Annotated in this window: 18 protein-coding genes; 7 read left to right on the top strand and 11 right to left on the bottom strand. The window is 68.2% G+C overall.

Going from position 1 to position 20,018, the window contains the following annotated elements:
* Position 1 precedes the first annotated feature (1 nt).
* The 4 genes from hypD (at position 2) to AWC07_RS21580 (ending at position 4,982) form a co-directional block, all read left to right on the top strand.
* Positions 2–1,141, top strand: coding sequence for a hydrogenase formation protein HypD (hypD, locus tag AWC07_RS21600; protein ID WP_036409926.1), 1,140 nt, complete (start codon positions 2–4; stop codon positions 1,139–1,141).
* Entirely contained in the window at positions 1,138–1,884 is a 747-nt protein-coding gene (locus tag AWC07_RS21595) for a DUF6390 family protein (protein ID WP_036409928.1), read from the top strand. The genes hypD and AWC07_RS21595 overlap by 4 nt, the downstream gene beginning before the upstream one ends.
* Positions 1,884–3,005: an alkaline phosphatase family protein gene (locus AWC07_RS21590; protein ID WP_036409930.1), complete on the top strand. Its 1,122-nt coding sequence runs from the start codon at positions 1,884–1,886 to the stop codon at positions 3,003–3,005. The genes AWC07_RS21595 and AWC07_RS21590 overlap by 1 nt, the downstream gene beginning before the upstream one ends.
* A gap of 798 nt (positions 3,006–3,803) precedes the next feature.
* Positions 3,804–4,982 (top strand): PPE family protein, encoded by a 1,179-nt coding sequence (locus AWC07_RS21580; RefSeq protein ID WP_036409932.1) that lies wholly within the window; start codon positions 3,804–3,806, stop codon positions 4,980–4,982.
* Between the two features lie 100 nt (positions 4,983–5,082).
* Here the strand turns inward: AWC07_RS21580 and AWC07_RS21575 are convergent, their stop codons facing one another.
* The 6 genes from AWC07_RS21575 to AWC07_RS21540 form a co-directional block, all read right to left on the bottom strand.
* Positions 5,083–5,841: a gamma-glutamyl-gamma-aminobutyrate hydrolase family protein gene (locus AWC07_RS21575; protein WP_051507798.1), complete on the bottom strand. Its 759-nt coding sequence runs from the start codon at positions 5,839–5,841 to the stop codon at positions 5,083–5,085.
* 142 nt (positions 5,842–5,983) lie between these two features.
* Positions 5,984–6,538 carry an alpha/beta hydrolase gene (locus tag AWC07_RS21570; RefSeq protein WP_036409936.1) on the bottom strand — a complete coding sequence of 185 codons (555 nt, stop codon included), beginning with the start codon at positions 6,536–6,538 and terminating at the stop codon, positions 5,984–5,986.
* Positions 6,539–6,611: 73 nt separating this feature from the next.
* Complete coding sequence (locus tag AWC07_RS27150) at positions 6,612–7,682, bottom strand: hypothetical protein (protein WP_051507799.1); 1,071 nt, start codon at positions 7,680–7,682, stop codon at positions 6,612–6,614.
* A 130-nt stretch (positions 7,683–7,812) separates the two neighbouring features.
* Positions 7,813–9,315, bottom strand: coding sequence for a cobyric acid synthase (locus AWC07_RS21550; protein ID WP_085105225.1), 1,503 nt, complete (start codon positions 9,313–9,315; stop codon positions 7,813–7,815).
* 79 nt (positions 9,316–9,394) lie between these two features.
* Positions 9,395–10,252 carry a type I methionyl aminopeptidase gene (gene map / locus AWC07_RS21545; RefSeq protein WP_036409783.1) on the bottom strand — a complete coding sequence of 286 codons (858 nt, stop codon included), beginning with the start codon at positions 10,250–10,252 and terminating at the stop codon, positions 9,395–9,397.
* Positions 10,253–10,381: 129 nt separating this feature from the next.
* Positions 10,382–10,975: a DUF1707 SHOCT-like domain-containing protein gene (locus AWC07_RS21540; RefSeq protein ID WP_036409781.1), complete on the bottom strand. Its 594-nt coding sequence runs from the start codon at positions 10,973–10,975 to the stop codon at positions 10,382–10,384.
* Between the two features lie 241 nt (positions 10,976–11,216).
* Here AWC07_RS21540 and AWC07_RS21535 point away from each other — a divergent pair, with 241 nt between their 5' ends.
* Positions 11,217–12,611: a PE family protein gene (locus AWC07_RS21535; RefSeq protein WP_036409779.1), complete on the top strand. Its 1,395-nt coding sequence runs from the start codon at positions 11,217–11,219 to the stop codon at positions 12,609–12,611.
* A gap of 10 nt (positions 12,612–12,621) precedes the next feature.
* Here AWC07_RS21535 and AWC07_RS21530 read toward each other — a convergent pair whose 3' ends face one another.
* The 5 genes from AWC07_RS21530 to dxr form a co-directional block, all read right to left on the bottom strand.
* Positions 12,622–14,442, bottom strand: a complete 1,821-nt coding sequence (locus AWC07_RS21530) for a penicillin-binding transpeptidase domain-containing protein (protein WP_036409778.1) — start codon at positions 14,440–14,442, stop codon at positions 12,622–12,624.
* Between the two features lie 153 nt (positions 14,443–14,595).
* A complete protein-coding gene (locus AWC07_RS21525) occupies positions 14,596–15,453 on the bottom strand; it encodes a GNAT family N-acetyltransferase (protein ID WP_036409777.1) in 858 nt (285 codons plus the stop codon).
* Between the two features lie 53 nt (positions 15,454–15,506).
* Positions 15,507–16,679, bottom strand: a complete 1,173-nt coding sequence (gene ispG / locus AWC07_RS21520; protein ID WP_036409775.1) for a flavodoxin-dependent (E)-4-hydroxy-3-methylbut-2-enyl-diphosphate synthase — start codon at positions 16,677–16,679, stop codon at positions 15,507–15,509.
* Between the two features lie 23 nt (positions 16,680–16,702).
* Entirely contained in the window at positions 16,703–17,917 is a 1,215-nt protein-coding gene (locus AWC07_RS21515) for a M50 family metallopeptidase (RefSeq protein ID WP_036409774.1), read from the bottom strand.
* A 19-nt stretch (positions 17,918–17,936) separates the two neighbouring features.
* Positions 17,937–19,157 carry a 1-deoxy-D-xylulose-5-phosphate reductoisomerase gene (dxr, locus tag AWC07_RS21510; protein ID WP_036409773.1) on the bottom strand — a complete coding sequence of 407 codons (1,221 nt, stop codon included), beginning with the start codon at positions 19,155–19,157 and terminating at the stop codon, positions 17,937–17,939.
* Positions 19,158–19,311: 154 nt separating this feature from the next.
* Here dxr and AWC07_RS21505 point away from each other — a divergent pair, with 154 nt between their 5' ends.
* Complete coding sequence (locus tag AWC07_RS21505) at positions 19,312–19,569, top strand: ribbon-helix-helix domain-containing protein (protein ID WP_036409770.1); 258 nt, start codon at positions 19,312–19,314, stop codon at positions 19,567–19,569.
* Positions 19,556–19,987 (top strand): type II toxin-antitoxin system VapC family toxin, encoded by a 432-nt coding sequence (locus AWC07_RS21500; protein WP_036409769.1) that lies wholly within the window; start codon positions 19,556–19,558, stop codon positions 19,985–19,987. The genes AWC07_RS21505 and AWC07_RS21500 overlap by 14 nt, the downstream gene beginning before the upstream one ends.
* Positions 19,988–20,018: the final 31 nt, after the last annotated feature.

Below are 20,018 nucleotides of genomic sequence, written 5' to 3'. Positions count from 1 at the left end.
CATGAAATTCGTTGACGAATTCCGCGACCCGGCCGCGGCGCGCAAACTGCTGACGGTGATCGAACATTTGGCCGGCTCCGGCCCCGAACACTTCAAGTTCATGGAGGTCTGCGGCGGGCACACCCACACCATCTATCGGCACGGGATCGAACACCTGCTGCCCGACAACGTCGAACTGGTGCATGGCCCCGGTTGCCCGGTGTGCGTGATCCCGATGGGCCGCATCGACGACGCCATGTGGCTGGCCGGCCAGCCCGACGTCATCTTCACCTGCTTCGGCGACATGATGCGAGTGCCCGGCTCGGCCGGCAGCTTGCTGGACGCCAAGGCTCGCGGCGCCGACGTGCGCTTCGTCTATTCACCGTTGGACGCGCTGAAGATCGCCCAGGACAACCCGGACAAGCAGGTGGTGTTCTTCGCGATCGGCTTCGAGACCACCGCGCCCTCGACGGCGGTCACCCTGGTGCGGGCCCGCGACCTTGGGCTGCCCAACTTCAGCGTGTTCTGCAACCACGTGACCATCGTGCCGCCGATCAAGGCCATCCTGGAATCACCGGACCTGCGGCTGTCGGGTTTTATTGGGCCCGGCCATGTTTCGACCGTCGTGGGCAACCGGCCCTACCGGTTCGTGCCGCAGGTGTATGGAAAGCCGTTGGTGGTCTCCGGGTTTGAGCCGCTGGACATCCTGGCGTCGGTCGCGATGCTGCTGCGCCAGATCCGCGAGGGCCGCTGCGAGGTGGAAAACCAGTACAAGCGGGTAGTGCCCGAACAGGGCAACCCGGCCGCTCTGGCGCTGATGGCCAAGGTGTTCGCGTTGCGCCCGCACTTCGAATGGCGCGGGCTGGGTTTCATCTCGCAGAGCGCGCTGCGGCTGCACGACGATTTCGCCGGCTTCGACGCCGAACTGCGGTTCGCGATGCCCGGGGTGCGGGTGGCCGACCCGAAGGCGTGCCAGTGCGGTGAGGTGCTCAAGGGTGTGCTCAAGCCGTGGGAATGCAAGGTTTTCGGCACCGCGTGCACCCCGGAGACACCGATCGGCACCTGCATGGTGTCCCCGGAGGGAGCATGTGCGGCCTACTACAACTTCGGTCGCATGCACCGTGACGCGGTCAAGCTGGTGGGGTCTTCGGGGCGGGGGTGACGGTGGCCGGACGCGGCGTGGAACCGGGCCCCGAGATGTTCGCCCGGTATGCCTATGCCCCTAACGCGCTGGGTTATTGTGGTCCCCCGCTGGGAGCCACCCTGCGCGACGGCTCGGCCGACGACGTGCGGGTGGCGGCGACGAAGTTCTCCGGGGCCTGGCCGTACCTGCGCGTGCTGTCACGTCTGACCGGCATCGCCGACCCGCTGGACTACCGGCTGGTCGAATCGTATTGGCTCGGCGGCGGCGTCGGCGCCGACCTCGATCCCGGCCGGTTCTTCGAGGACCTGCTGGCCATCATCGGCCCGCAGGCGGGACGCTACTGGTCGCACCTCCCGCAGCTGGCCGACGAGGCCGCCGCCAATCACTGCTTTCATGTCTTCGGTGTCTATCCGTGGACCCGGTTTCTGGGCCGGGGACGCGATGACCACCCGCTGAGCGTGTTGGACAATTGCCGGATCACTTGGGGGACAGTCCTTTCCCGCACCGGAGCTGCCGTCGAAATCTCGTGCCGGCGGCTGGTGTGGGACGGCCGGACGCTGGGGCTGTCCGAGCCCTCGCCACGGGTGCTCGACGTCTGGGCCGACGGGTACAGCGCCGTTCCCGACGTCGCCGCCGGCGACGACGTCGCCGTGCACTGGGGCCGGCTGTGCGGGCGGCTACGGCCGCACCAGGTGCGCGCGCTGGCCGACAGCACCGACCGACAACTGCGGGTGACCAGCCGGCGCCTGGCGCCGGTCTAGTGGCGCTCGGTTCGATCTGCGACGTGCTGCCCGCCGCGGCCGCGCTGCTCGGGGTCTCCGCAGCGGTCGACAAGCTGGCGATTGCGGACCGCGTCGGCCGGGTCGATCGCGTCCTGGTGATCCTCGTCGACGGGTTGGGCTGGCACCTGCTGCCGGAATTAGCCGGCGACGCACCGCTTCTCGCCGCGGTCCTGGCCGGTGCCACCGGTCGGCTCAGCCAGCTCGTGTGCACGTTCCCGTCCACCACACCCACCAACCTGGTCTCCTTGACCACCGGAGCCCAGCCCGGCGAGCATGGCATCCTGGGCTTCACGCTCAACATCCCGGGCACCGGCACGGTGCTCAATCACATCCGGTGGCGCGACGATCCGCCGCACACCCAATGGCAACCACTGCCCACCTGGTTCGAGCGACTGGCCCGGGCCGGCGTCGAGGTGCGCGCCGTGCTGCCGCAGTGGTTAGTCGGCAGCGGGCTGACCGCCGCGGCATACCGGGGGGCGCAACTTCGCGCGGCGTATCAGGACCAGGACTACATCGAGCAGATCGCCGACGAGTTGGCTGCGGCGCCCGGGCTGGTCTACGGCTACACCGCCGAACTCGACACTGCCGCACACCTATTCGGCCTCGGTTCGCAGCAATGGCACGCCGCGGCGAGCAGCGTCGACAACCTGCTGACCCGGCTGGTCGAGGCGCTACCCCCGGATACGGCGCTGCTGGTGACCGCCGACCATGGCGGTCTCAACGTGCCCGCGGTTGCGCGGCTCGATCTCGATGCCGACCCGCGGCTGACGGCGGGAATCCGGGTGGTCGCCGGCGAACCGCGGGTGCGCTACCTGCACACCCAACCTGGCGCCACCGCCGATGTGCTGGCCACCTGGAGAGAAGTGCTGGCCGGCCGGGCGGACGTGCACAGCCGCCAGGAAGCGGTGGCGACGGGACTGTTCGGCCCGGTGAGCCCGCGGCACCTGCCGCGGATCGGCGATGTCGTGGTCATCTGCCGGGGTGAGACGGCCGTGCTGGCCACCGGCCACGAGCCTCCGGAAACGGCTCGGCTCATCGGCTTTCATGGTGCGGCCACGGCCACCGAAATGGCCATCCCGTTGATCGTCTTCGGGGTCTGATTCCCGGGCTGATTCCCGGGCTGATCGGCTGCCGCAACTTCGGGTCGCTGATAGGGTGGACGCACTGTGAGTTTGCGGGGTCGGGGTGAACCAACGCGATGGCAGCGGGCCATCGCTGTTGTCGCCGGGTTGAGCTTATTGGCCGCCGTCGTCGGATGCTGGGCGTTGCGGGCCGCTCTTGCGTCCGCTTCGTCGCAACCGACCATGGTGTCAGCCAACACCGCCGGTATGGGCGAGTCGCGTGCGCAGGCGCGTTCCGACATTCGGTTCCAGGCCTCCAGCGATTCGCATCAGTGCACTTCATCGACGGGTACGACACCGTTCAAAAGCCCTGGGCTCAAGCGTGATCGGCCGCCGACGTGGTCGCGTTCTACACCGCCGCAGTGGTGGTTGCCGACGCCGGCATCGCTTTGCACGGCCGGGTACCCACCGGGTGCGCCGCACACCCGTGCGCCGGCTGCCCCAGTTGCCGGCCAAGACTATCTCAACCAACTCTGCGTCGCGCGCTGCTGATCGGCCAGCGCCAGGCCATCCGGGCGCGGCCCCTCTGCGGTCGGCGCCGCAGCAGGTGAAATCTCAACCGCGTCAGTAGCTTTGCCGCTACGCGGCGCCACGATCACGTCATGCTGCCTGAAATCGGTGTGACGCCTGCGAATCAGTGCCGGCTCGGCCCCTCGCGCCCCCGGCACAGCACACCATGCCCAACGGGAGAAGCTCATGTCCTTTTTCAATGCAACTTTCAATGCAACGCAATCCAACTTCAACAGCCGACCAAGCCGAAGCCAGGGAGATCTAGCAATGGATTTCGGTAGTTTGCCCCCGGAAATCAATTCTGCGCGCATCTATTGCGGTCCCGGCTCGGCATCCCTGCTGACCGCCGCCGCCGCATGGGATGCGCTGGCCGCCGAGTTGTACGCGGCCGCCAGCGGCTACGGTTCGGCCACTTCGGGTTTGACCGGCAAGTGGCAGGGCCCGGCCGCGGTGGCGATGGCCCAAGCCGCGGCACCGTTCACCGGATGGCTCAGCGCCACGGCAACCCGGGCTGAACAGGCATCGGCCCAAGCGCAGGCGGCCGCCGCCGCCCATGCCGCGGCGTTCGCGGCAACCGTTCCGCCGCCGGTGATTGCGGCCAATCGTGCGCTGCTGATGTCGCTGGTCGCGACGAACATCCTGGGTCAGAACAGCCCGGCGATCGCGGCCACCGAGGCCGACTACGAGCACATGTGGGCTCAAGACGCCGCCGCCATGTACAGCTATGCCAGCGCTTCGGCGAGCGCGTCGACGTTGACTCCGTTCGCCGCGCCCCCGCCTATCACCGACCCGGCGGGGTTGGCGCGACAAGGCGCTGCGGTCGCCCAGGCGAGCGGCGCCGCCGCGGCAATACCGGCGCAAGACATCCTGCTAGCCGGATCCCAGCTGCTTGCTACGGTGCCGCAAGCGCTCCACGGGCTGTCCGCGTCGTCGACGGTTACGTCGCTGGATACCACGCTTATCTCGTTGTCGACGTCGCTGTCGAAGCTGAGTTCGCTTACCGTGCCGTTGAATTTCGCGATGTATCCGCTGAATTTCCTCGACAAGGGCCTGGGCTTCGCCAAGGCCGCCACGGGCCCGGCCACGGCAGTTGCCGGTGGTGCCATGAAGGCGCTCGATTCGGGAGCGCGCTCGGTGGGGTCATTGTTATCCGGCCTGGGCGGCGGGAGCGGAGGTGCCGCGGTGTCTGCCGCCATGGGCCGGGGCATGTCGGCTGGCGCGCTGTCCGTGCCGCATGCCTGGACCGCGATGCTGACGTCGAGCTCTCACTCCACATTGCCGGGCCAGAGCTGGGTTCCGGCACCGTTCGGGTCGGCAGAGCCGGGGTCGACGGGTGTGCCGTTCATGCCGCTCACCAGCATGGGCGGACGTGGTTCCAGCGGCCCCTCTGCGTCGCGGTTCGAGCTGCGCCCGAGCGTCGTACCCCAATCACCGGCGGGCGGATGAGCACGGATTCCATTGCACCGCAAGCACAAACGAGCCCCCGCAGCGCTCACATCGGTGCACGCCGCCGGCTCGGAGCGACAGTGCCACGTCGGGCTGGCGCCTAACGGCGCGCGTAGGCGCGCGCCGCCTCGACCAGCCCGGTGAACAGCCGCAGGTCGTCCAGCGACTTCTCCGGATGCCATTGCACCGCAAGCAGAAATCCGTTTCCGGGAGACTCCAGCGCTTCGACCACACCGTCGGCGTCCGTCGCGCTGACTACCAGGCCGGTAGCGACTTCGTCGATCGCCTGATGGTGATAGCAGGGGACGTCGGCCGACTCTCCGATCAGTCCCGCCAATCGGCTGCCCGGCACGGTCTGGACAGGCAGCGTCGTGAAGATCCCGTTTCCCGCGCAATGCCCACTATGGCCGAGGACGTCGGGAAGGTGCTGATGCAGCGTGCCGCCGAGCGCGACGTTGAGCACCTGCACGCCGCGACAGATGCCGAGCACCGGCAGCCCCCGATCCAGCGCCCGCTTCAACAGCGCGACTTCCCAGGCGTCACGGTCGGCTCGGGGCTGGTCGGTGGCCGGATGCGGGTACTGGCCGTATGCGGCGGGATCGATGTCGTAGCCCCCGGTGATCACCAAAGCATGCAGGCCGTCCAGCACCCGGTTCGCGTTCTCCGGATCCACCGGCTGCGGCGGCAGCAGTACCGCGTTGCCACCGGCCATGATGACGGCGTCGGAGTAGTCGGCGGGCAGGTAGCTCGCGGGGACGTCCCAGATCCCGGTCTGCACCTGCTCCCGATACGTCGTCAAACCGATCACCGGCCGACCCCTAGAGGTGTCCGAAACCACGCTGGCTCCCCAATCGATCACCGCCGCATTGAAACTGATTTGACCGCCGCCTGCCCACTCGGGCTTGCCAGCCGAGCAACACCGCGAAACGCATTGTAGGACAATAATTTCGACGTTGTGCGAACCACTGCGCCAAGCACGTCGATGCAGAGCCGGCGCCGCACTACCAGCCGCTGGTGCGCAGGACGATCTCGGTGGCCAACTGCGCGGTCGAGTCGTGTGCATTGCGCCGCGCCGGCAGGTCCACGACCCGGTAATCGGCGTAGACCAGTCGCTGGCTGTCGCGGGCAACCTTGCGCGTAGCCGGAGAACTCACCAGCACGGTGGTGCTGATCTCCACCGGCGGGCAGTGGTCGTCGCGGACCACGCCGTTGACATCGGCCACACGCGGATGTCCGCGATCGATGGCCACCAGACCGGCGAACCGCCCCAGCCTGGTCGCCGCCAGTTCCCAGGCGAGCTCGCCGCCCGCGCGGTCACCGACCACCACCGCCCAGCCGATCGCCAGGATGTCGAGGATGCCCATCACGGACTTGGCGGTCAGCCGCGGGTCAGCGCCGATAACGACGGTCCGAAGCGATGCGGTGTGCAGGCGCTCACAAATGGCGCCGTAGGCCGCGACGGCACGCTGTTCGGCGCCCAGAATGGTGACGACGACGCCCGTTGCCGGACCCGATACCGCTACCGGAACCGGAAATCCGTCGAGCGTGGTCATCATCGCGGACACTTACGCCAAAGTACAGGGAACCGGGCTGGGTGCGCACCGGTTCCAGACGTTCGGCGCGGCCCGCTCACAGACCCGTCAGCGCACCGAAAATGAGGTTGGCGACGTAAAGCGCCCGCGGTACATAACCGATGTCCTCGGTACCCGAGGTGTAGATCCCGAGGTTCTTGACGCCGGACAACAGGGTGCCCAAGTTGAGCAGGCCGGAGTTGGTCGCACCGAAGTCCAGTAAGCCCGAAACCCCTGCACCGAGGTTTAGCGCTCCGGAGTTCCCGAATCCGGCCAGCAGACCCCCCGAGTTTCCCGCACCCGGTGTCAACAGGCCCGAATTCCCCGCACCCGGCGTCAGCAAGCCCGAGTTGCCCAGGCCGAACGCCAGGTAGCCGGAGTCCCCGGCGTAGATGTTGAGCAGCCCCGAGCTGCCCGCGCCCGGGTTCAGCGTCCCCGAGTTTCCGGCGCCGGGGTTGTAGCTGCCGGAACTCCCGAAGCCCAGGTTCTGGTTGCCGGAGCTGCCCGCGCCCGGGTTGCTGGTGCCCGAGCTGCCGGCGCCGACGTTGCCGGTGCCCGCATTGCCGGCACCTGGGTTGTTGGTGCCCGAGCTGCCGGCCCCGATGTTGGTCGTGCCGGAGCTGCCGAAGCCGATGTTGCCGCTGCCGGCATTGCCGCCGCCGATGTTGCTGCGGCCCGAGCTGCCGGCTGACCCATTGTTGTTGAAGCCTGAACTTCCCGCGCTTCCCGCGTTGTCCTTGCCCGAATCCCCGCCGGTGCCCGAGTTGCCCGAACCCGAGCTGCCCTGCGCCGCGATGTTGCCGGTCCCCGAGCTGCCGAACGTCACCGCGTTGTTGCCGGTGCCCGAGTTGCCCGCGCTGCCGTTGTTGTTGAAGCCCGAGTTACCGCCGCTACCGTTGTTACCTTTGCCGGAATTGCCGGCGGTTCCGTTGTTGCCCGAGCCGGAGCTGCCGCCAGAGGCGTTGTTGTTGGAGCCCGAAGTTCCTGCGCCACCGTTGTTTCCGGTGCCCGACTGTCCGCCGCTGCCGTTGTTGTTGAAGCCCGAGTTACCGGCGCTTCCGTTGTTACCGGTGCCCGAACTTCCCCCGGCCGCAGCATTAGTGCTGCCCGAGCTTTTACAAGCCGACACGCCGAGAGTGCAACCACGGCGGCACCGCCCGGCGTGTCGCCACCGCCAGTGCACACTCGGCGCAGCCGGTGCACACTCGGTGAGCAGTTGGGAATTACTCATCTAGCTCAGCAAGCGAAGCTAGCCCGACCTAGCCCCGCAGTTCGCTGACCAGATAGGGCCGCCGCGGCGGCGGCCCGGCAAGCAGGCCGAGCACCGCCTGCACGTCGACATGCGACGCCAACAGATCAGCCATCAGATCCAGCTGAGCGTCGCGTCGCGCCGCCACGTTGACGCCGGCGGCGATGACGAATCCGCTCCGGCCGGCGGCAGTGGCCACCTGCTTGAGCCAGGCGCGACGGAAGTCGTCGTTGTCGAGCAGGCCGTGCCAGTGGGTGCCGAAAACCGCGCCGCACCTGATGCCGTGCATTTCGGAGTCGACGTCGAACCAGCCCACCTCGGCACAGCGGGCCAGCTGCCCATGATGGATTTCGTAACCGGTCAACGGCTGCCGCCAGCGCCGCAGCGTCTTGGCCGCTGCGAACACGATGTCGGCGTCCAACAACCCCAGCCCCGCCACCGCCCCGGCTCCGGACTCAACGGTGTCTTCGATGCTGCGGCACAACATTTGGAAGCCGCCGCAGATCCCCAGCACCGGCCTGCCGGCCCGCGCGTGGTCGACGATGCAGCTGGCCAGGCCACGGTCGCGCAGCCACGACAAATCTGCGACCGTGGCCTTGCTGCCGGGCAGCACGATCAGGTCAGTGTCGGCCAGGTCGGCGGGGTCGGTAATCCAGCGCACCAGCAGGCCGGGCTCACACGCCAGCGCCTCGACATCGGTGGAGTTGGAAATCCGCGGCATCCGCACCGCCGCCACCCGCAGCCACTGGTCGCCGCGGGGCGGCTCGGGCGTGCCGACGACACGGTGCGCCACCACCGACAGCGAGTCCTCGGCGTCGAGCCAGAGCTCGTCGGTGTAGGGCAACACCCCGTAGGTTGGGCGCCCCGTCGACTCCAGCAGCTGCTGCAGCCCCGGCTGCAGCAGCTGCGGGTCACCCCGAAACTTGTTGACAATGAAGCCCGCAATGTGTGCCTGGTCGTCGGGGTCGAGCACCGCGACCGTCCCGAACAGATGGGCCAGCAAACCGCCGCGGTCGATGTCGCCGACCACCACCACCGGCAGGTTGGCCGCGCGCGCCAGCCCCATATTTGCCAAATCCGTTGCCCGCAGATTGATTTCGGCTGGAGAACCGGCTCCCTCGCAGATTACGGCATCGAACTCGGCTCGCAGATTTGCTAATTCGTCGAGCACGACCCCAGCTAACCGGTCGCGATGCCGCAGGTAGCCGGCCGCGGTGACGCTATCGGCGACTCGGCCCCGGATGACCAGTTGCGACGTCCGGTCGCTGCCCGGCTTGAGCAGGATGGGGTTGAACCGCACGCTGGGCTCCAACCCCGCCGCGCGAGCCTGGATGGCCTGAGCCCGGCCGATCTCGCCCCCTTCCACGGCGACGGCTGAATTGTTGGACATGTTCTGCGCCTTGAACGGCGCCACCCGCACGCCGCTGCGGGCGAGCAACCGGCACAGGCCCGCGACCATCACGGACTTGCCGGCATCGGAGCTGGTCCCGGCAACCAGCAGCGCGCCGCTCACCGTGTGGCGGCGAGCAGACGCAAACTCGCACCGCTGCGGCGACGATCATGCGAGTTTGCGACTGCTCGCGCCGGAAAGGTCACGGCAACGTGAGGATTTCGACGCCGGTGTCGGTCACCAGCAGCGTGTGTTCGAACTGCGCGGTCCACTTGCGGTCTTTGGTGACCACCGTCCAGCCGTCGTCCCAAATCTCGTAGTCCAGGGCGCCCAGGTTGATCATCGGCTCGATGGTGAAGGTCATGCCCGGCTGCATGATCGTTTCCACCGCGGGCTGGTCGTAATGCAGCACGACCAACCCGTTGTGGAACGTGGTCCCGATGCCGTGACCGGTGAAGTCGCGAACCACGTTGTAGCCGAACCGATTTGCGTAGGACTCGATAACCCGCCCGATGACCGACAACGCGCGTCCGGGTTTGACGGCGTTGATCGCCCGCATCGTCGCCTCCCGGGTCCGCTCGACGAGCAGGCGGTGTTCTTCGGCGACGTCGCCGGCCAGGAAGGTCGCATTGGTGTCGCCATGCACGCCGTCGAAGTAAGCGGTGACATCGATGTTGACGATGTCACCGTCGGCGATCACCGTCGAGTCGGGGATTCCGTGGCAGATGACCTCGTTGAGCGACGTGCAGCACGACTTCGGGAATCCCTTGTAGCCCAGCGTCGACGGATATGCGCCGTGGTCGACCATGTACTCGTGCGCTATCCGGTCCAGTTCGTCGGTGGACACCCCTGGGGCCACGGCCTTACCGGCCTCGGCCAGGGCGCCGGCCGCGATCCGGCCGGCGACGCGCATCTTCTCGATTACCTCCAGCGTCTGCACCCACGGTTCGGTCCCCTCCTTGGCCGTCGGCTTGCCGACGTATTCGGGGCGCGCGATCCACTTGGGCACCGGCCGCGTCGGGGACAGGGCGCCGGGGGAAAGCGCGGTGCGAGCAGGCATCCCGCTAGCTTAGCCGCGCCCGCGGGACGAGCCGTCAAATGCCGCCCACCGCTGCGACGCCTCGCCACTTGCGCCTCATTGGCCGCTGCCCGGGGAATTGCCCACCTCTCAGCTGTACCCGCGCCACGATCAAGCCTGATGGCGACGCAGCAACGCCCGGCGTGGGCCCCGAATCACCACCGAACCGCAGACCACCCGGCCGGTCAGCACCACATGCGGCGTCCCCTCCGCCGGTGCGTCTTTGCGGCGGTCGCTGGCGCTGCCCACATACACTTCGACGTCGTCGATCGAGGCGCTGGCGCCGTCGGGCAGCCGCAGGTCCAGTGAACCGAACTTCATGTCGAGCTCGATGACCACCACCGGCCCGGCAAAACGGGCCCTAGTGAGGTCGAGATCGATCGAACCCAAGCGGCGGACCAGCGCCAGCCGGGTGGGCACCATCCATTCGCCGTGGCGCTTCAACGACCCTGCCCAGCCGCGCAGTTCCACCCGGTCGGCTGCGGACGTGACGATCGCGCCGGGCCCGGGCAGGTCGCAGACCAGCCCCTCCAGTTCGCTGTGGGTACGCGCGAAGGACACGCGAGATGAGCGTTGCTCGAATTCGTTGATATCGATCAACCCGAGCGCGACGGCGTTGTGCAACCGCCGCATGGTGCCGTTGCGGTCGGCGTCCGAGACCCGCAGTGTCATTGGAGCCACCATGTCCCCGCCGCTGTCCGTCATGACCTTTCCTGATCGTTCTGTCGTCGCCTCACCCTCGCAACTTACCTCCGTTACCGGGCCGGCGCGGCTCGGCGAGTCGGCTGCATCGTCGGCAAACACCCGGTCCCGCCAACGCGATCGCGATACGATCCTTCGGTCGCGGCTTCGGCTTGGGTGAGGCTTGGGTGAGGCTTGGGTGAGGCTCAAGTGAGGCTTGGGTGCGGCGAATCTGCGGATCGCCACGAAGCAACGCGAGGTGCACATGACCTACTTGATCACCGCTCCGGACTCGATCCTTGCGGCGGCTTCGAGCGTATCGAGCATCGGGTCGACGATCACGTCGGCCAACGCGGCGGCCGCGCCCGCCACCCTCGAATTGTTGGCCGCGGGCGCCGACGAGGTTTCGGCAGCCGTTGCGGCCCTGTTCTCCGGGCACGCCCGCGCCTATCAGACACTCAGCGCGCTGGCGGCGACGTTTCACGACCAGTTCGTCCGCGCCTTGACGACCGGTGGCGCGGCGTATGCCGGCGCTGAGGCCGCCAATGTTCAACAGAACCTGCTCGACGTCATCAATGCACCCGCGCTGACCCTGTTGGGCCGCCCGCTGATCGGCAACGGGACAGCCGGCGCCCCGGGCTCCGGGGCAAACGGACAGGACGGCGGGCTATTGGCCGGCAACGGGGGCGCCGGCGGCTCCGGCGCCGTCGGCCAGCGGGGCGGCAACGGCGGGGCCGCCGGGCTGTTGTTCGGCAGCGGCGGCAACGGCGGCAACGGCGGCGGCTCGGCAGCCGTCATCGCCGGTGACGGCGGAAACGGCGGTGCCGGCGGGCTGTTCGGCACCGGCGGGACGGGCGGCACCGGCGGCTTTGGTCTCAACGGCGGTGCCGGCGGCGCCGGCGGAGCGGCCGGCCTGTTCGGCACCGCCGGGTCCGGCGGTGCCGGCGGGCTCGGAGTGGTCGGCTCCCCGGGCAACAGCGGGGCCGGCGGCGCCGGTGGCGCCGGCGGATTGTTCGGTCCCGGTGGCGCCGGCGGCACCGGCGGAGCCTCGCTGGCCCAGACGGGCGGGGCCGGGGGCGCCGGCGGTGCCGGCGGGCTGTTCGGCTCCGGCGGCAGCGGCGGAGCCGGTGGCGCCGGCCACAACGCCGGCGGGGTCGGCGGCGTCGGCGGTACCGGTGGGGTGGTCTTCGGCTCCGGTGGGACCGGCGGCGACGGAGGCCCCGCAGGGATAGGCGCCGCCCTCGGCGGTAACGGCGGGGCCGGCGGCCACGCTATCGGCCTGTTCGGCAATGGCGGTGCCGGCGGTGCCGGCGGCGCCGGCGACTTCACCGGAGGCGTCGGCGGGGCCGGCGGGAACGCCGGCATCCTGTTCGGGTCCGGCGGGATGGGCGGTAGCGGCGGCTTTGCGCACGCCGCCGGAGGCAGCGCCGGCCCCGGCGGCAACGGCGGCAAGGCCGGGCTGATCGGCGACGGCGGTGCCGGCGGCGCCGGCGGCGCATCGGTTGACGGGCTCAGTCCGGGCGGTGACGGCGGTAACGGCGGCGACGCCTGGCTGCTGGGAAGCGGCGGCAGCGGCGGCAACGGCGGTAGTGGCGCACCTGCGGGTAAGCCGGGCGGCGGCGGCGCCGGCGGGCTGATTTTCGGCCAGAACGGCTCGTAGCCAGGACCGGCTACGCCAAGTAACCGGGCGGCAGGATGTCGAACATCATCTTGGTCATCCGGACCGCGTACTCCGAACTGCCGCCCCCGACGATCAGCGACGCGAATGCCAGATCGCCGCGATACCCCGCGAACCAGGAATGCGATCCGCCCGGGAATTCGGCTTCACCGGTCTTTCCGAAAATTTCACCGCAGCCGGCGATCTCCTTGGCGGTGCCGTTGGTCACCACCAGCCGCATCATGGGGCGCAGCGCGTCGATCATCTTCGGGCTGATCGGCGTGCCGTCGCCCTCCACCGCCGTCGGCCGGCCGACGATCAGCTGCGGCACCGGGGTCTTGCCCGCCGCCACGGTCGCCGCTACCAACGCCATGCCAAAGGGGCTGGCCAGGACCCGGCCCTGACCGAACCCGTCCTCGGTGCGCTCGGCGAGATCGACCGTCGGCGGCACCGAACCAGTCACCGTGGTGATGCCTTCCACCCGATAGTCCAGGCCGATGCCGTAGCGACTGGCCGCCTGGGTCAGACCACGCGGCGGCAATTTGCTGCTCAGTTCGGCGAAGGTGGTGTTGCACGAACTGGCGAACGCCCGCGACAACGGCACCACGCCCAGATCGAAGCCACCGTAATTGGGAATGGTGCGGTGTCCGATGTCGAGGTGGCCCGGGCAGCCCAGCATGGTGTTGGGGGTGGCCATATCGCGCTCGACGGCCGCGCCGGCGGTGATCATCTTGAACGTCGACCCCGGCGGGTACAGGCCGGTGGTGGCGATCGGGCCGTCGGCGTCGGCGCCCGCATTCTGTGCGATGGCCAGAATCTCGCCGGTCGACGGCTTGAGCACCACGATCATCGCCTTGCCGCCGCGGGCGTCCACCGCGCGCTGGGCGGCGTTCTGCACGGTCCGGTCCAGCGTGATCGTGATCGACGGCGCCGGCGACGGCTCGACTTCGTGCAGCACCGCGACGTCGACCCCGTTCTGGTTGACGCTGACCACCCGCCAGCCCGCCTGTCCGTCGAGCTGGTCGATCACGGCCTTTTTCACCTCGGTAATGACGACCGGTGCGAAATGGTCGTCGGTGGGCAGCAGGTCGGCCTGCGGTGTGACCACGACGCCGGGCAGTTGTCCGATCGCGCCGAAGACCCGATTGCTGTCGTCGGCGCGCAGCGTGACCCCCAGATCCAACGGCTGGGTCGACGAGCTGGCCTGTTCGGCGAGCAGCTGCGGGTCGTTCAGCGCGTCCAGAGCCGGATTGAACGGGTGCAGGACCTCGACCACCGCGTGTGCGGTCCCGATCAGGTCGGCACCGGCCGCGGTCGCGTCCAGCGAGTAGTGGTACAGGTAACCCGGCGCCAGGACGTCGGTACCGCCGAGTTCGTTCACCGAGGCCCGTCTGGGTGGATCGGACCGCAGCGAAAAGGTCTGGTGCTCACCGAGTTTCGGATGCAGCCCGGTGGTCGACCAGCGGACCTCCCAGTTGCCTTCGTCGCGGGCCATCTTCAGCTGGCCGTCGTAGCTCCAGGTCCGGTTCTTGGGCAGATGCCAGGTGAAGCGATACGCGGCAGTGCCCATATCCTCGGCGTACTTGGAGCTGAGGAGCTGCGCGTCCAGGTGGGTGGCTTGCAGTCCGGCCCAGGCGGCGTTGAGTGCTTCGCGGGCTTCGTTGGGGTTGTCGGTGAGCTGGGCCGCGGTAGCGGTGTCGCCGATAGCCAATGCGGCGAAGAACTTCTCGGCGGCCGGGCCGGGGCCTTCGGGCCGGGGAGTGCACCCTGGCAGTGCGACGACCGCGGCCAGAGCACCTACGACAACCGAGGCTAACGTTATACGAGTTACCATCGTGACTGATGTTAAGAAGACTGACAGCAGCGGCCGCGCAGACACACCGAGACCCAACTGTTATTGGAGCCCGGCACACGCGTACGTAACGTCAGGGCGAGAATCGGGCCGCCGCCCAGATTTTCGCCGCGGCGTTACGCTCGCGGATCGGGGTCAGTCGAGCAGCACCGTGGCGAAGGTGCCCACTTCCCGGAAGCCGACTCGCGTGTAGGCGGCGCGGGCGACGGTGTTGAAGCTGTTCACGTACAGGCTCGCGATGCGCCCACTGCCGACGATCACCGCGGCCACCGTCGCGGTGCCCGCGGTGCCCAGGCCCAGGCCGCGTCGTTCCGGGTGAACCCACACCCCCTGGATCTGCCCGACCGATGGCGACTGCGATCCCACCTCGGCCTTGAAGACCACCTCGCCATGCTCGAACCGGGCCCAAGCCCGTCCGGCCGCGATGAGGCTGGCCACCCGACGGCGGTAGCCGCGGCCGCCGTCGCCCATCCGCGGGTCGATGCCCACCTCGCCGATGAACATGTCCACGGCCGCCACCAGGTAGGCATCCAATTCCTCCGGCCGCACCTGCCGCACCTCGGTGTCGATCGGACAGCTGGGGTGGCTGTTGATGGCCATCAGCGGTTGATGGTCGCGCACGTCACGCGCGGGGCCCCAGGTTGACTCGAGGCGCTGCCACATGGGCAACACCAGGTCGGCCCGGCCGACCAGCGACGAACACCGCCGCGCTGTGCTCTTGGCCTCATCGGCGAAGGCGTTCAGATCGATCAACCCGCCGCGCAGCGGAATGAGGTTGGCGCCGGCGAAGCACAACGACTCCGCCACGCCGCCGCGTCGGGTCCACAATTCGCCGCCAATCGAATTCGGCTCGATGCCATAGTCGGCGACGCGCGCGGCAACCATGCACGATTCGACCGGATTCTCGTCGAGCACCCGCCATACCACGGCGGCATCACGCACCACAGCCACCCGTCGTTCGCCGACCAGGCGCAAGATGGGCGGAGCCGACATCTGAAGGACTCTCTATGGTGCGAACCGAAACCAGGACCGAGGGCTGGCGCCTATCAGCTTACGGTCACAATCGGCGAACCGCTCGATGTCGCGCCCGGATCCTGTTCGGCGTCGGCTGCCATGTCGGCGGCCAGCCGCATCGCCTCTTCGATCAACGTCTCGACGATCTGCGCTTCGGGCACGGTTTTGATCACTTCGCCCCGAACGAAGATCTGTCCCTTGCCGTTTCCGGATGCAACGCCCAAGTCCGCCTCGCGCGCTTCCCCGGGACCATTGACGACACAGCCCATCACGGCCACCCGCAACGGCACGTCCAGCCCGTCGAGACCCGCGGTCACCTCGTTGGCCAACGTATAGACGTCGACCTGGGCGCGACCGCACGACGGGCAGGACACGATCTCCAGCGTCCGCGGTCGCAGGTTCAGCGATCCGAGGATCTGATTGCCGACCTTGACTTCCTCGACCGGCGGGGCCGACAAGGACACCCGGATGGTGTCGCCGATGCCCTTGGACAACAGCGCGCCGAAGGCGACGGCGGATTTGATGGTGCCCTGGAATGCGGGACCGGCCTCGGTGACGCCGAGGTGCAGCGGGTAGTCGCACTGGGCGGCCAGCAGCTCGTAAGCGCGGACCATCACCACCGGATCGTTGTGCTTGACGCTGATCTTGATGTCGCCGAAACCGTGCTCCTCGAACAGCGAGGCCTCCCAGAGCGCCGACTCCACCAGCGCCTCCGGCGTGGCCTTGCCGTGCTTCTGCAAGAACCGCTTGTCCAGCGAGCCGGCGTTCACGCCGATCCGGATCGGGATCCCGGCGTCACCGGCGGCCTTGGCGACCTCGCCGACCCGGCCGTCGAATTCCTTGATGTTTCCCGGGTTTACCCGCACTGCGGCGCATCCTGCTTCAATGGCGGCGAAGATGTACTTCGGCTGGAAGTGGATGTCGGCGATCACCGGGATCTGGCTGTGCCGGGCGATCTCGGCCAGCGCGTCCGCGTCCTCCTGACGCGGGCAGGCCACCCGGACAATGTCGCAGCCGGCCGCGGTCAACTCGGCGATCTGCTGCAACGTCGAGTTGACGTCGTGGGTTTTGGTGGTGCACATCGACTGCACCGAAATCGGGTGGTCGCTGCCGACGCCGACGTCACCGACCATCAGCTGACGGGTGGGGCGCCGAGGGGCGAGCGTGGGCGCCGGCGGTTGCGGCAGGCCCAGGCCAACGGTCACTGTCGGTCCTTCTCTCTAGGTCGCTATTGGAAAAGCCGGATCGGGTTGACCAAGTCAGCGGTGACGGTCAAGAGCATGTATCCCACAACGAAGAACAGGACGACGTAAGTGGCCGGCATGAGTTTGAGATAGTTCACCGGCGCCGCGGCCACCTTGCCGCGGGCGGCCCGAATCATGTTGCGGATCTTCTCGAATACCGCGACGGCGATATGACCACCGTCGAACGGCAGCAACGGCAGCAGGTTGATCGCCCCCAGGATGAGGTTCAACTGAGCCAGGAAGAACCAAAAAGCCACCCACAGCCCGTGGTCCACGGTGTCGCCGCCGATGATGCTGGCGCCGACCACGCTCATCGGGGTCTGCGGGTCACGCTGCCCGCCACCGATGGCGTGCACCAGCGCGCCGACCTTGGTCGGGATGGTAGCCAGCGCCTTGCCCACCTCGATGGTCAGGTCGCCGGCGAACGCGAAAGTAGCCGGAATCGCGGACAATACGCCGTAGTGGGTGGGCCCGGGACGGACGGCTCCGACCCCGATGGCGCCGACCGTGGCGGGCTGAACTTGACCACTCTGTCCGCTGGGCAACCAGCGACGGGTGGATTCGATGGTGACGTTGGCGGTGATGGTGGCGCCGTCCCGCTCGACGACGACCGGCACGCTGCCGTGCATTGCGCGTACCGCAGCGGCCATCTCGTCGAACGTGGACACCGGGGTGTCGCCAACCTTGACGACGACGTCGCCGGCGCGCAGTCCTGCCAGGGCGGCGGGGCCGGGCCCGACGCACTGTTCGAGCTTGCCCTGACTGGTTTCGGCTGCAACGCAGCCGGTTTCGCCGATCACGGCCCGGGTTGGCGGATGCAGGTTGGGCAGGCCCCAGATCAGCGCGATGGCATAGATCAGCACCAGGCAGATGACGAAGTTCATCCCCGGGCCGGCGAACAGCACCGCGACCCGCTTCCAGGTCGCCTGCTTGTACATGGCGCGGTCACGTTCGTCGGGAGCGAGCTCCTCGACCGGGGTCATGCCGGCGATGTCGCAGAAACCGCCCGCCGGAATCGCCTTGACGCCATATTCGGTTTCACCGCGGCGCGTCGACCAGAGGGTGGGACCGAAGCCGACGAAATAACGGCGCACCTTCATCCCGGTAGCGCGCGCTGCCCACATATGGCCGCACTCATGCAACGCCACCGAGATCAGGATGGCGAGTGCGAACAGCACAATGCCGATAACGAACATCATCAGGCTGTATGGACCTTTCTCACGCCTTTCCGGAGACCTTTTCCGGAGACCTTTTATGGGCACCGGCCGGCCTTGCTCTGACAACCGCGCGCTGCGCCCGTTCCCGCGCCCAGCGCTGCGCGTCGAGTACGTCATCCACGGTAGCGGGTGGAAGCGCCCATTGGTCGGCATCGTGCAGCACGTCGGCGATGGTCCCGACGATCGCCGGGAAGCCGATACGCCCGGCAAGGAACGCTTCGGCCGCTTCTTCGTTGGCGGCGTTGTAGACGGCGGTCATGCAGCCGCCGGTTTCGCCGGCGTGCCGGGCCAGTTCCACCGCGGGGAAAACTTGGCTGTCCAGCGGCTCGAACTCCCATGTCTGCGGGTGATAAAAGTCGCAGCAGGTGGCCGCGCCGGGCACCCGGCGCGGCCAGCCCAACGCCAACGAAATGGGCAGTTTCATATCCGGCGGGCTGGCCTGGGCGATCGTCGAGCCGTCGACGAAGGTGACCATTGAATGAATGATCGACTGCGGATGTACGACGACGTCGATGCGGTCATAAAGAATGCCGAACAACAGGTGCGTTTCGATCAGCTCCAGGCCCTTGTTGACCAGCGAGGCCGAATTGAGAGTGTTCATCGGGCCCATTGACCAGGTGGGATGGGCGCCGGCCTGCTCTGGGGTGACGCTCTCGAGGTCGGCCGCAGACCAGCCCCGGAACGGCCCGCCCGAGGCGGTGAGCACCAGTTTGGCCACTTCGTCCGGAGTGCCGCCGCGCAGGCATTGGGCCAGCGCGGAATGCTCGGAGTCCACCGGCACGATCTGGCCGGGCCGCGCGGCGCGCAGCACCAGGGGGCCGCCGGCCACCAGCGATTCCTTGTTGGCCAGGGCCAGCCGGGCACCGGATTCCAGTGCCGCCAGTGTCGGCCGCAGGCCCAATGCACCCACCAATGCGTTGAGCACGACGTCGGCTTCGGTTTCCTCGATCAGCCTGGTGACGGCATCGGGTCCGTGGAAGGGGATGTCACCAACGGCCTGCGCCGCTTGATCGTCGGCGATGGCGATATTGGTCACCCCGGTCTCGGCGCGTTGCCGCAACAGCGTGTCGAGACTTTTGCCGCCTGCGGCCAACCCCACCACCTCGAAGCGGTCCGGATTGGCGGCGATGACCTCCAGCGCCTGCGTGCCGATCGAACCGGTGCTGCCCAGCACCAGGACACGCAAGCGGCTGCCGTCGTGCCCGTCGGTCAGGTTTGTCACCTCATCCTCGGGTTTGTCACCTCATCATTTGTCACCTCATCATTGTGCCGCCAAACTCTCCCGTCGTCGCCACGCCCACGGTGATCGTCGAGTCGGGGTGACGAGCATCCTCTGATGTCATGTTGATGTCTGAGGTTGATGCTAAGATGCCGCCATGCGCACCACGATCCGGATCGACGACGAGCTCTACCGCGAGGTGAAGGCAAGGGCCGCTCGTTCCGGGCGCACTGTCGCCGCCGTTCTCGAGGACGCGGTGCGGCGTGGTCTCAATCCGCCTGAGCAGCCGGCGGCCGGCCGCTATCGGGTCCAGCCGACCGGCAGGGGCGGGCTACGGCCCGGTGTAGATCTGTCATCCAACGCCGCCGTCGCGGAAGCGATGGACGACGGCGTGTCGGTCGATGCTTTGCGTTGACGTCAACGTCCTCGTCTATGCACATCGGGCGGACCTCCCTGAACACTCGAGCTATCGCAGTTTGCTCGAGCGGCTGGCCAACGACGACGAGCCACTCGGTCTGGCGGACGGCGCGCTCGCCCGCTTCGTACGGGTGGTGACCAACCGTCGCGTCTTCACCGAACCGACCAGCCGGCATGATGCGTGGCAGGCGGTCGACGCCTTGCTCGCGGCACCCGCCGCGGTGCGGCTTGGCCCCGGCGAACGGCACTGGATGCTGTTCCGGCAGCTCGCCGCCGATATCGATGCGAGTGGCAACGACATCGCGGACGCGTATCTGGCCGCCTACGCCCTGGAGAACAACGCGACCTGGGTGAGCGCCGACCGCGGCTTCGCCCGCTTTTGTCGGCTGCGCTGGCGTCATCCCCTGGATATGTGAACGACGACGTGCATGCGGCCACGGTTGGTCG

Source organism: Mycobacterium gastri (assembly GCF_002102175.1).
GTDB classification, from domain to species: Bacteria; Actinomycetota; Actinomycetes; order Mycobacteriales; family Mycobacteriaceae; genus Mycobacterium; species Mycobacterium gastri.
Note: the sequence above shows the minus strand (reverse complement) of the source record. Positions and strands in the feature narration are given on the sequence as shown.